This window comes from Pedobacter sp. SAFR-022 (assembly GCF_051965375.1).
In the GTDB taxonomy this organism is placed as follows: Bacteria; Bacteroidota; Bacteroidia; order Sphingobacteriales; family Sphingobacteriaceae; genus Pedobacter.
In genome coordinates this window covers 196,728-211,460 of the sequence record NZ_JBQCME010000002.1, presented here as the reverse complement: position 1 = coordinate 211,460, position 14,733 = coordinate 196,728, and the positions used below count along the sequence as shown (strand labels likewise).

The window sequence follows — 14,733 nt, the reverse complement described above, 5'->3', positions numbered from 1 at the left end:
ATATAAACTACAGAATACATGCATATCGCAATTGTCGGAAACATCGGTGCCGGAAAAACAACCCTTACAGGACTGCTTGCCAAAAATTATCAATGGGAAGCCTTGTATGAGGCTGTAGACAATAACCCATACCTGGAAGATTTCTATAGCGATATGAAACGTTGGAGCTTCAATCTTCAGATCTACTTTCTAAACAGCCGTTTTCAGCAGATCGTAGACATTCAAAACTCCACCAGGAATGTAATTCAGGATCGCACGATTTATGAAGATGCCTATATCTTTGCAGAGAACTTGCATGACATGGGGCTCATGACCACCCGTGATTATAATAACTATCGTGCAATCTTCGACAACATTACCTCATTCATCAAACCACCAGACTTGCTGGTATATTTGAAGGCTTCTGTACCGACCCTGGTGAATAACATTCAACGCAGAGGTCGCGAGTATGAAGCAAGCATCCGGATTGACTATCTATCAAAGTTGAACGAGAAATACGAAAACTGGATAAAAGGCTATAGTGCAGGCAAACTGCTGATTCTGGATAAAGACAAACTTGATTTCACAAACAATCCGGAAGACTTAGGGGTTGTTATAGAAAAAATAGAAGCAGAAATTCACGGATTATTTTAATGAAGATTATAGGGATTATACCTGCCAGATATGGCTCCAGCAGATTTCCAGGGAAACCCCTGGTGCAAATAGATGGCAAGAGTATGATTCAGCGGGTATACGAGCAGGCGTCGAAGTCAACACGTTTGGATGCTGTGATCGTAGCAACTGATGATGTCCGAATAGCCGATGAAGTAAATGCTTTTGGAGGTCGGTTTCATCTTACTAGTGCAGCCCATCAAAGTGGCACGGACCGCTGTGCAGAAGTTATTCGTAAGGAATCCGGCTTTGACGTGGTCATTAATATTCAGGGGGATGAGCCTTATATTGATCCTGCACAGATCGACCTTTTAATTTCTTGCTTTGATGCAAGTACGGTGCAGCTTGCAACCCTGGTTAAACAGATCCACAGCAACGAAGAGCTTCTAAACACCAACATTCCTAAGGTTGTACTTAACGCCTCAGGAGAAGCGGTTTATTTTAGCCGCCAGACCATTCCATTCGTCCGGGGAAAAGAAAAGGAACAATGGCTTGAGGAGCAGATTTACTACAAGCATATTGGGATCTATGGTTACACCGCTGCCACCCTGCTGGAGATTACCAAACTGGAACCCTCATCTCTTGAACTTGCAGAAAGTCTTGAACAACTTCGATGGGTAGAAAATGGTTACACCATTCAGACGAAAACAACAACCTTGGAGACCATTGCCGTAGATGCCCCGGAAGATCTACTTAGAATAAAGACCCTTTCTTAAGGGTTGCAGACAATAATAACTCAACTATGAAGCTGAAAATTCTCTTGGTATTTATCGGTGTACTTTCCTTGGCAAGCTGTTCAAGCGATCCTAAATCTAACACACGAAAAGTGGAAGTGCGGGAGCAAGTTAAGCAAATAACTAAACCCTTCAGCGACCTGGAACAGGTTGACACGTTCAGAGTGGTATTGACGGGCGACAAGCCAAAGAATATGATGCTTAAGTTCAGTATTATCGCTCATGATGGAAAACAAATTTATGCCCAGAATTTAGAAGCGAAAACGCTCATAGATCATTACAAGCAGAGCGTTGATTTAAAGAAAGAAGATAAGCAGCTTGCTTTCATGAAACAGGAATTTGATATGTTCTTCGAAGAAGACAACTTTCTGGAGCCAGCGGTTACCGAATCCGAAGAGCCGGATCAGTTTGTTCCTGACAAAGCTTTTTATGCGGAGTTGAAGCAGTCAGGTCTTAATGGATTTATGTATCGACTCGGACAGGAAAACAAGGTCTATATTGCCTGGTCCAACCGGGAGCAGAAGGTAAAGATCTACTACAAATGTTGCTAAAATAAGCTGTTGAGCTTCAATGGCTCATCTATGATATAGCGCCCTCACCTGCCTGCTGCAATTCATTTTTACAAAAGATAAACGCCCGGTTTAGTTAAAATTGTTAGCTTTGTATCCCGTACAAAAACAATTAAAAAGGCGCTAAAAGCTCTTTTTCCAACTCAACACTATGACAAAGTATATTTTTGTTACGGGCGGTGTTACTTCCTCTCTAGGGAAGGGCATCATTTCCGCATCACTTGCCAAACTTTTACAAGCACGGGGTTATAATGTAACCATCCAAAAATTTGATCCTTACATTAACATTGACCCAGGAACCTTAAACCCTTATGAGCATGGCGAATGCTATGTGACTGAAGATGGTGCCGAAACAGATTTGGACCTTGGGCACTACGAACGCTTTCTAAACAGACCTACCTCACAAGCGAATAACATTACCACAGGTCGTATTTACCAAAACGTGATCAACAAAGAACGTAAAGGTGAATATCTTGGAAAAACCGTGCAAGTTGTACCACATATTACCGATGAAATTAAACGTAATATGAGGATTCTTGGTGAAAGTGGCGAGTTTGATATCGTGATCACAGAGCTGGGTGGTACAGTTGGGGACATCGAGTCATTGCCGTTCATTGAAGCGGTAAGACAGTTTAAATGGGAAGCTGGCTCAAACAATGCTATTGTTATTCATCTTACGCTTATACCTTTCCTTGCAGCAGCAGGTGAATTGAAAACAAAGCCTACACAACACTCTGTTAAAGCTTTATTAGAGTATGGTATACAGCCAGATATCTTGGTTTGCCGTACTGAACATCATATTGGTGCAGATATCCGCAAGAAAATTGCATTGTTCTGTAACGTAAACGTAAATGCGGTAATTGAATCTATAGATGCATCTACCATTTACGACGTACCATTGTTGATGCTCAAAGAGCAGCTTGACAAAATTGTTTTAAGCAAACTAAAACTTCCAAGCAAAAGCGAGCCGAACCTGGATCTTTGGAAAGATTTCCTTGGCCGACTTAAGAATCCGACCTCAGAAGTTAAGATTGGTTTGATCGGTAAATATGTAGAGTTACCGGATGCTTACAAGTCCATCATAGAAGCGTTTATACATGCAGGTTCTAAAAATGAATGTAAAGTAAAGGTTGAGTACATACATTCAGAGGGCATTGAGCCTGAGAATGCTAAAGATGCCTTAGGACATCTGCATGGTGTTCTGGTAGCGCCAGGTTTTGGTAGCAGAGGTATTGAAGGAAAGATCGATGCCATCCAGTACGTCCGGGAGAATAATGTACCATTCTTCGGCATCTGCCTGGGTATGCAATGTGCGGTGATTGAATATGGTAGGAATGTGATCGGATTGAAAAATGCGAACACGACGGAGATCGATGAAAACACTGAATACCCTGTAATCAACATGATGGAAGATCAGAAGAACATCACCAATAAAGGTGGTACCATGCGTCTTGGATCTTATCCATGTGACATCAAGAAAGGCACAAAAGCTTTTGCAGCTTATGGAAAAGCCCATATTACGGAGAGACACCGTCACCGTTTTGAATTTAATAACCAATATTTAAAGCAGTACGAAGAAGCAGGTATGATTGCTTCAGGTATCAATCCAGATAGCGGCCTGGTGGAGATTGTAGAGCTTAAAAATCATCCATTTTTTGTTGGCGGACAGTTTCACCCAGAATTAAAGTCAACAGTTGCTAATCCGCATCCACTTTTTATTAAATTTGTCGCCGCTGCGATGGAGTATGCGAAGAAAAAAACCAATTAATTCGTTTAAAAATCAATAATGGATAGAAATACGTTCACAGGATTATTCCTGATCATGATTGTTTTAGCAGGATCATTCTACTTTTTCAAGCCAACGGAGGCAGAATTGAAAAAGGAAGCTGAAAGAATTACTGCTGACTCACTCAAAAGAACCGGCAATAATGCTGCGACTACCAAAATGCCAGCTGCCGCGCAGGCACCTGCACCTGTTACACCGGACTCCAATGCTTTGAAGGGGCCCTTCGGCTCAAACCTGACCGGTACCGAGCAAACTACAGTTCTTGAGAACGAGAAGTTAAAACTTACGCTTACCAATAAAGGTGGTAAGATCTTGTCTGTAGAGGTTAAAAATGAAAAAACCTACGAAGGAAAACCGTTGGTGTTATTCTCCGGAAATGAGAATAAGTTCGGTTTGAAATTGAACATCAATGGTAAGATTGTAAATACCAATGATCTTTACTTTACTTCTACTACGAATGGAACTGGTGTTACCATGCGTGCAAATTATAATGGTGACAAGTATCTGGAATACTTCTACGATCTTCAACCGAATACAAACAACGTTACCTTCAACATCAACTTAAACGGCTTCAATCAGCTTGTTCAAGGAAATGCGATTACCCTGAACTGGGAAGCTATTCTTTTGGAGCAAGAGAAGTCAGTTGCAAATGAACAGCTTTATTCTGCACCTTATTACAAGTATGTAGATGAGAATCCAGAGCACCTGAATTTCTCGAAAGACGTTAAAGAAGAATTAACGGAAGGCAAGATTGAATGGGTTGCTTTTAAACAACACTTCTTTTCAGGCATATTGATTCCTAAAGAAGGTTTCTCAAAAGGTGAGGTTGAGGTAAAGGTAACGACAGCGCCAGGACAGGTGAAATGGTATGCTGCAAATCTGGAACTACCTTTTAACCAGTTGGCTGCTCAGAGCTATGGCATGAGCTTTTATTTCGGTAACAACAAATTCTCGGAACTTCAAAAACAAGGTCACGACATTGAGAAGATTGTTGAAATGGGCTACTGGCCGTTGAAATACATTAACCGTTTTGTTGTACTGCCTGTATTTAACTTCCTTGAAGGTTTTGGATGGGGATATGGATTGATCATTCTGGTATTAACCGTGTTGCTGAAACTGGTATTGTCGCCACTTACCTACAAGTCTTACATCTCCATGGCGAAGATGCGGATCCTTAAACCAGAGATGGATGAGATCAAAGCAAAGGTTGGTGAAGATAACCCTACCCTTTTACAACAGGAATATCTGAAACTGTATAAACAAGTTGGTGTAAATCCACTTGGCGGATGTTTGCCGATGTTACTGCAGTTACCAATTGTAATGGCCTTCTTCTTCTTCTTCCCGAATCTATTCGAATTGAGGGGACAAAGCTTCCTTTGGATGCAGGACCTTTCTACTTACGACGAGTTCATTAAGTTTGGCTTTAGTTTACCTTTCATCGGGGATCACTTGAGTTTGATGTGTGTGTTAATGACGATTTCTACATTGATCTTTACCTACTTCAATAACCAGGTTTCGGGTGCAACAGGTCAGATGAAATACATTGGTTACATTATGCCGATTGTATTCTTAGGGGTGTTAAACAGCTACCCTGCTGGTTTGAACTACTACTACTTCCTGGCGAACATGTTAACCTTCGGTCAACAGTTTTTGATCAAGTCTATGGTGAATGATGAAAAGATTCATGCTATTCTTAAAGAGAACAAAGCAAAGCCTGAAGAGAAAAGAAAGAAATCTAAATTCCAGGCTCGCTTAGACGAGTACATGCGCCAGCAACAGCAGGCGAAAGTTCAAGGAAAGAACACCAAATAATTAGAAGCACCCCAAGGGGTGCTTTTTTTATGCAATAACTTTGGGCTGGCTTTTTTTGAATATAGCCTGCGCAATAAGCTGCAACTCTTTTCATAGCAGGTATTTTACCGAATAAACCAGACAGGCCATTAAAAGTGTTCGGAATTTCAGAAAGACCTTCTTCTAAATACATCTATTTTCAATGATGCCTTAATTAAACGCTGCTTTTTCTGTAATATTTGACATACAGAGCGCTGATTATCTTAAGAATTTGCAATTTTTATACATTAATAGCGAATCAATCTGAATATGCAGAAATCAATCACCTTTATTTTACTTTTAATTGTGAACCTGGCCCTGGCACAGAAAAAGCCATTGGACCATCAGGTTTATGACAGCTGGGAAAGCATTGCTACAAAGCAGATCTCCAACAACGGCATATGGACCGCCTACAATGTTGCACAACAGGAAGGTGATGCCCGGCAATACTTCAGCAATATGAGCACTAACCAAAAAATTGCTGTGCCAAGAGGTACAGCAGTGAAGTTCAGTGCAGATACCAAGTTTGCTGCCTTTCTGATTAAACCTCAATTTCAGGAAACCAGAACTGCCAAAATCAAAAAGAAAAAAACAGACGAGATGCCTAAGGATTCCCTGGGGTATATTGATCTGACCACGGCAGTGGTCAGCAAAGTGCCGCGTGTAAAGTCTTTCCAGATACCTGAAAAGGGAACAGCGCTACTGGCCTATCACCTGGAAAAACCAGACACCGCAAAGAAAGTGAACCCAGCTAGTCCTAAAGTACCTGCTGCCGCACCTTCACCAGCGGTTAAAAAGACCGATATGGCTGACTTGCTGGCAGACGACGACAAACCTGGAGCAGATAAAAAAACTGAAGGTACTGACCTGGTTTTTAAAAATCTACTTACCGGTGCCACGAGGACGTTTAAATACGTAACCGATTACAGCTTCAGCAAGAATGGAAAGCAGCTGGTATTTACCTGCAGTGGTTCTAAAAAAGACAAAGAAGCGCCTGCTGGCGTATTTGTATACAATACAGAAAAAGGTGGACTGAAAACTTTGATTAAAAGCAAAGGTACCTTCAAGAACTTTGTGTTTGACGAGGAGGGCGAGCAGATCGCATTTGTTGGTGAAACAGGTCCTGAAAAGCAGGAAATCAAATCTTACCAGGTATATTACAATGCCTTAAGTCTTGATACTGCGCAGATTCTTGTAGACAATGAGATCCCTGGTATGCCGGCAAAATGGAACGTAAGTGCAGATGGGAAACTAACTTTCAGTAAGGACGCCACCAAATTGTTCTTTGGCATTGCCCCGGTTAAAAAGCCAAAAGACACTACACTGGTGGACTTTGAACATGCTAAGCTGGACATTTGGGGCTACAAAGACGACTACCTGCAGCCTATGCAGCTTAAAAATCTCGACAGGGAATTGAAAAGAAGTTACCTGACCGTGATTGATATTTTCAACAGCGATCCGAAGATCGTTCCTTTGACAGATCAAAATCTGCCAGATGCAAGCCTGGTGAAAAAGGGAGATGCAGCTTATGTACTCGCAACCACTGACGTTGGTAACCGGATTCAAACACAATGGACTGCTGAAAGCATCCGTGATGTGTATTTAGTTGATGTAAAAAGTGGCCAGCGTAGAAAGATCTTGACTGGTATCAACAGTAACGTGATGGCCTCCCCTGATGGAAATTATGTGCTTTACTTCGACAAAAGAACCTCGGGTTGGTACTGCTACAACATCGCTGATGGAAAAACTGTACACCTGAATAAGGATCTGAAGGAGAAGTTTGCTGATGAAGAGAATGATGTTCCGGCAGACCCGTCATCCTACGGGCTTGCTGGCTGGGCAGAAAAAGATAAAGCCGTTTACATTTATGACCGGTACGACATCTGGGCTTTCAATCCAGAAGGTAAGTCAGCACCAAAAAACATAACCAACGGATATGGCCGAAAGAATCAAATCACACTACGTTATCAGAAGCTTGACTCCGAAGCGGAATTCATCAATAAAGGAACAAGTTGGTTGGATGCCTTTAATAATGTTACTAAAGAGAATGGATTTTTCCGAAAAGACCTAGGAAATACCAAAGATCCTGAGTTGGTTGTGATGGCTCCTTTCAAGTTTTCTGATCTTGTTAAGGCTAAAGATGCAGATCTACTGGTTTATGAAAAGGCGAACTACACGAATTCTCCGAATGTTTTCAGCTCATTGGACCTGAAAACAGAAGTTAAGCTAAGCGCAACAAATCCGCAGCAGCAGAACTATAACTGGGGAACTGCAGAATTGGTTAAATGGACCACGCCAAAAGGCTATAAATCTGAAGGTATCTTATATAAACCGGAGAATTTTGATCCGAATAAGAAGTACCCAATGATCGTGTATTTTTATGAGAAACTGTCGGATGGGTTATATAGCTATCAAGCACCGGCCCCTACGCCTTCAAGATTGAACATCCCGTTTTTCGTTAGTAATGAGTACCTGGTATTTGCGCCAGACATCAGCTATGAAACTGGATACCCGGGTAAGTCAGCCATGGAGTTCATCAACTCCGGTGTCGAAGCGCTGAAGAAGAACAGCTGGGTAGATGGCACGAAGATCGGCATTCAGGGACAAAGCTGGGGTGGTTATCAGGTGGCATACCTCATCACACAAACCGATATGTACGCTGCAGCCTGGGCAGGAGCTCCGGTGGTGAACATGACTTCTGCTTACGGCGGAATGCGTTGGGAAAGCGGCATGAACAGACAGTTCCAGTATGAGAAGACACAAAGTCGCATCGGTGCCACTTTATGGGAAAAACCTGAGCTTTATATCGAGAACTCTCCCCTGTTTTACCTTCCGAAAGTAAATACACCAGTTGCAATCATGGCCAATGATGCTGATGGTGCTGTGCCCTACTATCAAGGCATTGAAATGTTTGCTGGCTTGAGAAGACTTGGAAAACCTGCCTGGTTGCTCGTTTATAACAATGAAGCACACAACCTGGTGCAGCGACAAAATCGTAAGGACATCTCCATCCGCGAACAGCAGTTCTTTGATCACTATCTAAAAGGCGCGAAGGCACCACAGTGGATGGTGACTGGTGTACCCGCGACAGAAAAGGGAATTAACTGGGGTTTTGAACTCACCGACGCCAAACCATAAACTAAAATCTATAGCTTTGCCACTGCCGGACTCCTCCGGCAGTGGCTTTTTTATACCCTTATATGAAGATTGATAAAATCTTAGAATCATATGATTCCTTCAGGGAATCAGGCCTGGAAGATCGTTTCTTTAAACATCAGGATCTCATGCGAATACTGGATCGACATTCGGGAGATTTCAACACCGAGCTTGCAGGGCACTCCCTTGAAGGTAGGGAAATACGTCTATTGACGGTTGGAACCGGTCCATGTAAGGTTTTCCTGTGGAGCCAGATGCATGGTGATGAAACAACCGGTACCATGGCGCTGATGGACCTTCTGAATTTTCTTAAACATCAAGCTGGTTCTCCTATAAGCACCCTACTTTTAAGCGCCTGTACGCTTTACCTGCTACCAATGGTAAATCCGGATGGTGCGGAACGGTTTAGCAGAAGAAATGCACAGCAGATAGACATCAACCGTGACTATTTGCGAGCAGCAAGTGCAGAAGCAAAAGTTCTTAAAGCCATGCATGAAAAGATTAAACCCTCTTTTGGCTTTAACTTACATGACCAGTCGAACTTATGGGGCGTAAAGAACAGTACATATCCAGCAGCATTATCCTTTCTAGCGCCCGCGTTCGACGAGCCCGGCAGCCTGAATGACAACCGTGGTCAGGCAATACAGGTCATAGCCTGTATAAAAGACAGCCTTCTCGGCATGTTGCCTGGGAAAATCGGCTTGTTTGATGATACCTTTGAACCGCGGGCATTTGGCGATAACTTCCAAAAAGCAGGCACTGCAACCATATTAATAGAAGGTGGCAGTATAATTGGTGACCGGAAATTCCAGGAGGTCCGCAAGATGGTTTTTGCAGCGATTTTAGCGGGTTTAAGTGCAATTTCTTCAGCATCTTACCTTCAAAATACCACAGATAATTACCTGAGCATTCCAAAAAACACCAAATCGTTGTTTCATATTTTGATTTGCGATGTTTTCTTTCAGGGCATACGTACGAGCATTGGCATTAATTACGAACCTGTGCCGACCTCAGATGGGAACAGCATCGAATGTTTTTACTCAATTGAAGATATTGGTGACCTGAGTACTATGAACGCATATCAAGTGTATCAGGCAGACAAGATGCAAATCTATGGTGACATAGTCTACGATTGCCCTGCAGACTTTGATCTCGTACATGGCACCGAAACTATTTTAAGCTTCAAACAGGGGATTTTACAATCAAAATAATAATTTAGAACTTTCAAATATTAAATGGCATTAAGCAGAATCTGGTCAGCCTTTATCCTTGTTGCAATATTCGTTGCGTGTATTAAGTGTTTTTTCCTTGGACAATCAGAGATTTTTAATTGGATGATCGTAGGCAAAGCCGACGATCCGGGCAATCCACTCCATGTTGACGGCGTGATTGAGACCTGCTGGACTGCCGTAAATATCTGTTTGAAGCTAATCGGTATCATGGCACTCTTTATGGGCTTCATGAGCATTGCAGAACGAGCTGGAGGCATTAGGGTACTTTCGAGGATTATCGGTCCGTTCTTCTCCAAGCTTTTCCCTGACGTGCCTAAAGGCCACCCTGCAACGGGCCATATGGTGATGAACTTTTCTGCCAACCTGCTCGGCTTAGATAACGCTGCTACGCCTTTTGGACTTAAAGCTATGGAAAGCCTTCAGGAACTTAATCCAAATAAGGAACGGGCCTCTAATGCACAAATTATGTTTCTTTGCCTGCATGCTTCGGGGTTAACGCTTATTCCCGTCAGTATCATCGCTATTCGGGCTTCCTTAAATGCAGCTAATCCTACGGAGATCTTTATTCCCTGCATGATCGCAACGTTCGTGGCAACCATAGCCGCGATGCTGATCGTGTCTTTCAAGCAGAAAATTAATGTACTTGCTCCGGCAATTCTGCTTTGGGTACTTGGATTATCAAGTGTCATTGCCTTATTGGTACTTTACCTTACTTCCCTCAGTACCGAAGGCCTTCAGTCTTTTTCGGGAATACTCAGTAACGGTCTGTTGTTGTTCATCTTCTTCATTATTGTTTTGGGTGCTGTTTACAAAAAGATTGATGTTTTCGATGCGTTTGTAGATGGGGCGAAAGGTGGGTTTGACACGGCAATCCGTATTATCCCCTATTTGGTTGGAATGCTTATCGCAATTAGCCTGCTAAGAACGAGCGGCACTTTTGATGTAGTCATCAACGGAATGAAGCAGGTTTGTTTGTTTTTTCATGTAGACTCGCGGTTTATAGATGGGATCCCCACGGCCCTGATCAGACCACTGAGCGGTGGTGGAGCAAGAGGAATGATGATAGACACCATGACTACGCATGGACCCGACTCCTTTGCAGGAAGGCTTTCGAGTATACTGCAGGGTAGCTCAGACACGACCTTTTATGTGATCGCGGTTTACTTTGGTGCAGTAAACGTCAAAGATACCCGTTATGCTATCGGAGCTATGTTACTAGCAGATTTGGTTGGGGTAATCACAGCAATCAGCCTGGCCTACCTGTTTTTCGGGTAAGCAAGCATTAAATCAATAAAAAAAGATTGTTATTTACTCGGCTTGAGTGCCTTTAGCTGGCTAATGACCTTGTCCAGTATACCGGGCTCTATGTTCGCGTACTTGGAGAACTTCCAATTCGCATTCCCATCCAGCCATACGCAGAAGGAATGATACCCATCCAGTACAACAGCATAGGTTTCATGAAAATCATCGTGAATTTGCATGCAAAAGCCCGATACAGGCTTTCCTGCTAAATCAAATTGCAGATTTAAATAGTTGCTCAACATAACTTATATCCGGTTAGTTGATACTAAACAAAGCTGTTTGATAATTGTTTAAAATATCTTTCTTAAGCAGCGAAGTGGCCGTTTACCACATTGACAAGTTTATCAATGTCGAAAGGTTTTGGGATAAAGCCATTCGGAGGCCCGGGCAATGCGCTGTAGTTCTGTAGATTATGGCTTGCAGAAATCATAATAATTGGAATAAAATTAAAATGTGCATCCGCTTTTATTGTTTTACATATTTCTCGCCCGTCCATGCCGCTCAGCATCACGTCCAATAATATCAGATCAGGTCTTATGCTTGTTATAGAATCTATGATATCCTTACCATTCGTTAAAGTTGCAACCTCGTAACCCTCGTCCTCCAGGATGATTCTGATTACATCGAGTATATCATTATCATCATCTACCGCCAGTATTTTTCTCATTTCATTTACCCTCATTTCACTGAGGTCAAGCGATTTGTATGCCAATAATGTCATATAATAGAATAAATTAACATGTTACTAATATTATTAGCATCTTTATCTCATCAACCTATTCCGAAAAACGACATGAAATACGCCGTTGTAGATATCGAAACAACCGGTGGTTATCCATCCGGAAATGGCATCACTGAAATTTCCATCCACATCATGGAAGGGAATGAGGTCATCCAAACATGGGAATCCCTGATTAACCCTGAGCAATTCATTCCAAACTATATTGAAGCGCTTACAGGTATAAGCAACGAGATGGTGGCAGATGCGCCTGTATTCTCAGAAATAGCCCCACAAATAATTGACTTACTACATGATAAAGTTTTTGTCGCGCATAATGTTAATTTTGACTATGCCTTCATCCGGCATCAGCTTGCTGCATGTGGCTTTACGTTAAACTGTAAAAAATTATGTACGGTAAGACTAAGCCGGAAGTTGTTTCCTGGTTTGGCCTCCTACAGTTTGGGCAAACTGTGCAAGTCACTTGAAATCAATCTGGAAAACCGCCACCGTGCTGGGGGAGATGCTGCAGCTACAGCCATACTCTTCGGGATGCTCCTAACTGCTGACCGCGAGGATCATATCTTACGCTCTTTACAGAAAGCATCCAAGGAGCAGGTACTGCCTCCACATCTCTCAAAAAATTATATTGACAGGCTCCCGGACCAACCAGGGGTATATTATTTCCGTGATCAGAAGGGCAAAATAATTTATATCGGAAAAGCAAAGAATCTTAAAAAGCGCGTCTATTCTCACTTTAGTGGCAACAGCAGCAGCAAGCAACGGCAGGAGTTCCTAAAAAATATACATAATATCGATTACGATATCTGTGGAACCGAGTTGATGGCGTTTATTCTGGAGGCTACACAGATTAAAAAGTTTTGGCCTGAAAATAATCGTGCACTGAAGCGCTTTGAACAAAAGTATGCCTTGTATGAGTATATGGATCAGAATGGTTACATGAGGCTTGGTATTGACAAGTACAAAAAGCAATGTCCTTCCTTATATAGTTTCAACAGCCTATTAGATGGACATAATCTACTCAGAACTTTGATAAAAGATTTTCAACTGTGCGAGAAGCTATGTTCTGTCCAGCGAAATCGTACCGCCTGTACTGGTCATGAGCAAGGGAACTGTAACGGTGCATGTATTGGTGAAGAAAGCCCCTCTACATATAATGAGCGAGTGCAGGAGGCTATAAAGCATCTTACGGTCATGCTTCCCTCCTTTGTCATGATTGATCAAGGCCGCAACGCAGATGAGCAAAGTTGCCTGTGGATTGAAAAAGGCAAGTTTTACGGTATGGGCTACGTTTCTCACCACACGGATGTAAATGACCTAGATCTGCTGAAGTCTGCTTTGGATCCTTATCCGTCTAACGATTATATTGTGAATCTGATCCTCTCCTATGCAGAAAGCCACCCTAATAAACGAATAATGCTAAATTTTGAGCCTGCAAATCAATAAAATAGCGGATATTTTCGTTTTAGATTTGCTGAAGTACAAACGAACTTCTATCTTTGGCGCTCCAAGCGGATAGGCACCCATAGCTCAGCTGGATAGAGCAACGGTTTTCTAAACCGTCGGTCACAGGTTCGAATCCTGTTGGGTGTACACTTACATACACTAAAGCCCTGTAAACTAATCATTTACGGGGCTTCTTTTTTTGCGTACATACGGAATTACATACAGTGTAGTATGATCTAAGTTGACGTATACCCTAGTTTGCAACCTGGTATGACGCGCATTTAGTTTAATAAATTAAGAAAGTTGTTAAATTCATCATTCCGAGTATGTGTGTCGAAGTGTGTGTGTAATGAGTGTGTTCGACTTTAAAGACAATACCTCCATATATCGCATGATCCATTATCAACTCAATATGTTTTGCTTGTTTTAGAATTTTAGATTCTTTTTGAGTGTAGATGTTAAACCTAATAAATACAGGCACCGGCTTAGCGTTTGGTTCATGTATATGGACTATGCAATAGATAGAATCCTTGCCATTATAGTCAGCCCCGTATCCGAGTTTTATACCCTGCTTGGGCCAAAGACTAGTTCCTGGCAAATAGCTGTCATATAAAATATGCAGGATAGCTTCAACGACTGGACTTACAAGATCTGACCTCTTGATCATCACGACACATTTTAATAGGACGTAAAGTGATACTCCCCCGCTGTAAATCCGACAATCTCCGCGTTATAACTTAGACGTCCTATTTCGGCCTGCCAATCTAGTGATGTGCCTTTGGTGAATTTATTAGCGTATAGCGTTTTATCGAGCACTCCATAAATTCGTAGTGTAGTACTCGATGCATTCCTGTCCTTTATATCGTATTTTAAAGTGACTACATCGTCATCAGGGAAAGAATTAAGCTGTACTGTTCCGTCTTGTTGAAACCGCAACTGTAAAACAACTGGCAACGATCCAAATTTTGCATCAGCTGAATAAGTGTTTAAAGTCATATCAATGGGAACAGTGGGATTCTCATCGCTTTTCTTGCATGATGTACCTATAGCGTATACTATCATGAGAAGGAATAATAGTTTTTTCATGAGACGTTAATTATATCCCTAAACTACTGATCTGTTTTGGTATAGCAAAAGAAAAAAAACCACATTGCTGTAGGGGTTGGGTTGATTATGTGTGTAACCAGAAGTTACTCTCAAAAAAGATGTCATAACACTGCACTTGTGATTCTTTTCAGGTGTTTCTCTCGGTGATTTAAGGTAATAGTACAAACAAACTTTGCATCAT

The 14,733-nt window shown here is 42.0% G+C and carries 12 protein-coding genes and 1 tRNA gene; 10 read left to right on the top strand and 3 right to left on the bottom strand.

Features of this window, described 5'->3' with window-relative positions:
• Window positions 1–18 precede the first annotated feature (18 nt).
• The 8 genes from ACTHQF_RS06775 (at window position 19) to ACTHQF_RS06740 (ending at window position 11,233) form a co-directional block, all read left to right on the top strand.
• A complete protein-coding gene (locus ACTHQF_RS06775; protein WP_440429238.1) occupies window positions 19–633 on the top strand; it encodes a deoxynucleoside kinase in 615 nt (204 codons plus the stop codon).
• Complete coding sequence (gene kdsB / locus ACTHQF_RS06770; protein ID WP_440429237.1) at window positions 633–1,367, top strand: 3-deoxy-manno-octulosonate cytidylyltransferase; 735 nt, start codon at window positions 633–635, stop codon at window positions 1,365–1,367. The genes ACTHQF_RS06775 and kdsB overlap by 1 nt, the downstream gene beginning before the upstream one ends.
• A gap of 26 nt (window positions 1,368–1,393) precedes the next feature.
• A complete protein-coding gene (locus tag ACTHQF_RS06765) occupies window positions 1,394–1,936 on the top strand; it encodes a hypothetical protein (RefSeq protein WP_440429235.1) in 543 nt (180 codons plus the stop codon).
• A gap of 169 nt (window positions 1,937–2,105) precedes the next feature.
• Window positions 2,106–3,722 (top strand): CTP synthase, encoded by a 1,617-nt coding sequence (locus tag ACTHQF_RS06760; protein ID WP_440429234.1) that lies wholly within the window; start codon window positions 2,106–2,108, stop codon window positions 3,720–3,722.
• An 18-nt stretch (window positions 3,723–3,740) separates the two neighbouring features.
• Window positions 3,741–5,552 carry a membrane protein insertase YidC gene (yidC, locus tag ACTHQF_RS06755; RefSeq protein WP_440429233.1) on the top strand — a complete coding sequence of 604 codons (1,812 nt, stop codon included), beginning with the start codon at window positions 3,741–3,743 and terminating at the stop codon, window positions 5,550–5,552.
• A gap of 288 nt (window positions 5,553–5,840) precedes the next feature.
• Entirely contained in the window at window positions 5,841–8,708 is a 2,868-nt protein-coding gene (locus ACTHQF_RS06750; protein WP_440429232.1) for a prolyl oligopeptidase family serine peptidase, read from the top strand.
• A 62-nt stretch (window positions 8,709–8,770) separates the two neighbouring features.
• Window positions 8,771–9,937, top strand: a complete 1,167-nt coding sequence (locus ACTHQF_RS06745; protein WP_440429231.1) for a M14 family zinc carboxypeptidase — start codon at window positions 8,771–8,773, stop codon at window positions 9,935–9,937.
• 123 nt (window positions 9,938–10,060) lie between these two features.
• Entirely contained in the window at window positions 10,061–11,233 is a 1,173-nt protein-coding gene (locus ACTHQF_RS06740; protein ID WP_440429230.1) for a nucleoside recognition domain-containing protein, read from the top strand.
• A 29-nt stretch (window positions 11,234–11,262) separates the two neighbouring features.
• On the opposite strand, the gene ACTHQF_RS06735 is transcribed toward ACTHQF_RS06740, so the two are convergent.
• Both ACTHQF_RS06735 and ACTHQF_RS06730 read right to left on the bottom strand, forming a co-directional pair.
• Window positions 11,263–11,502, bottom strand: a complete 240-nt coding sequence (locus ACTHQF_RS06735) for a hypothetical protein (protein WP_440429228.1) — start codon at window positions 11,500–11,502, stop codon at window positions 11,263–11,265.
• Between the two features lie 62 nt (window positions 11,503–11,564).
• Window positions 11,565–11,927, bottom strand: a complete 363-nt coding sequence (locus tag ACTHQF_RS06730) for a response regulator transcription factor (RefSeq protein WP_440429227.1) — start codon at window positions 11,925–11,927, stop codon at window positions 11,565–11,567.
• A gap of 126 nt (window positions 11,928–12,053) precedes the next feature.
• Between ACTHQF_RS06730 and ACTHQF_RS06725 the strand changes: the two genes are divergently transcribed.
• Both ACTHQF_RS06725 and ACTHQF_RS06720 read left to right on the top strand, forming a co-directional pair.
• Window positions 12,054–13,445, top strand: coding sequence for an exonuclease domain-containing protein (locus tag ACTHQF_RS06725; RefSeq protein ID WP_440429226.1), 1,392 nt, complete (start codon window positions 12,054–12,056; stop codon window positions 13,443–13,445).
• A 73-nt stretch (window positions 13,446–13,518) separates the two neighbouring features.
• Window positions 13,519–13,592, top strand: a tRNA-Arg gene (locus ACTHQF_RS06720).
• Window positions 13,593–14,123: 531 nt separating this feature from the next.
• Here the strand turns inward: ACTHQF_RS06720 and ACTHQF_RS06715 are convergent.
• Window positions 14,124–14,531, bottom strand: a complete 408-nt coding sequence (locus ACTHQF_RS06715; RefSeq protein WP_440429225.1) for a hypothetical protein — start codon at window positions 14,529–14,531, stop codon at window positions 14,124–14,126.
• Window positions 14,532–14,733 lie beyond the last annotated feature (202 nt).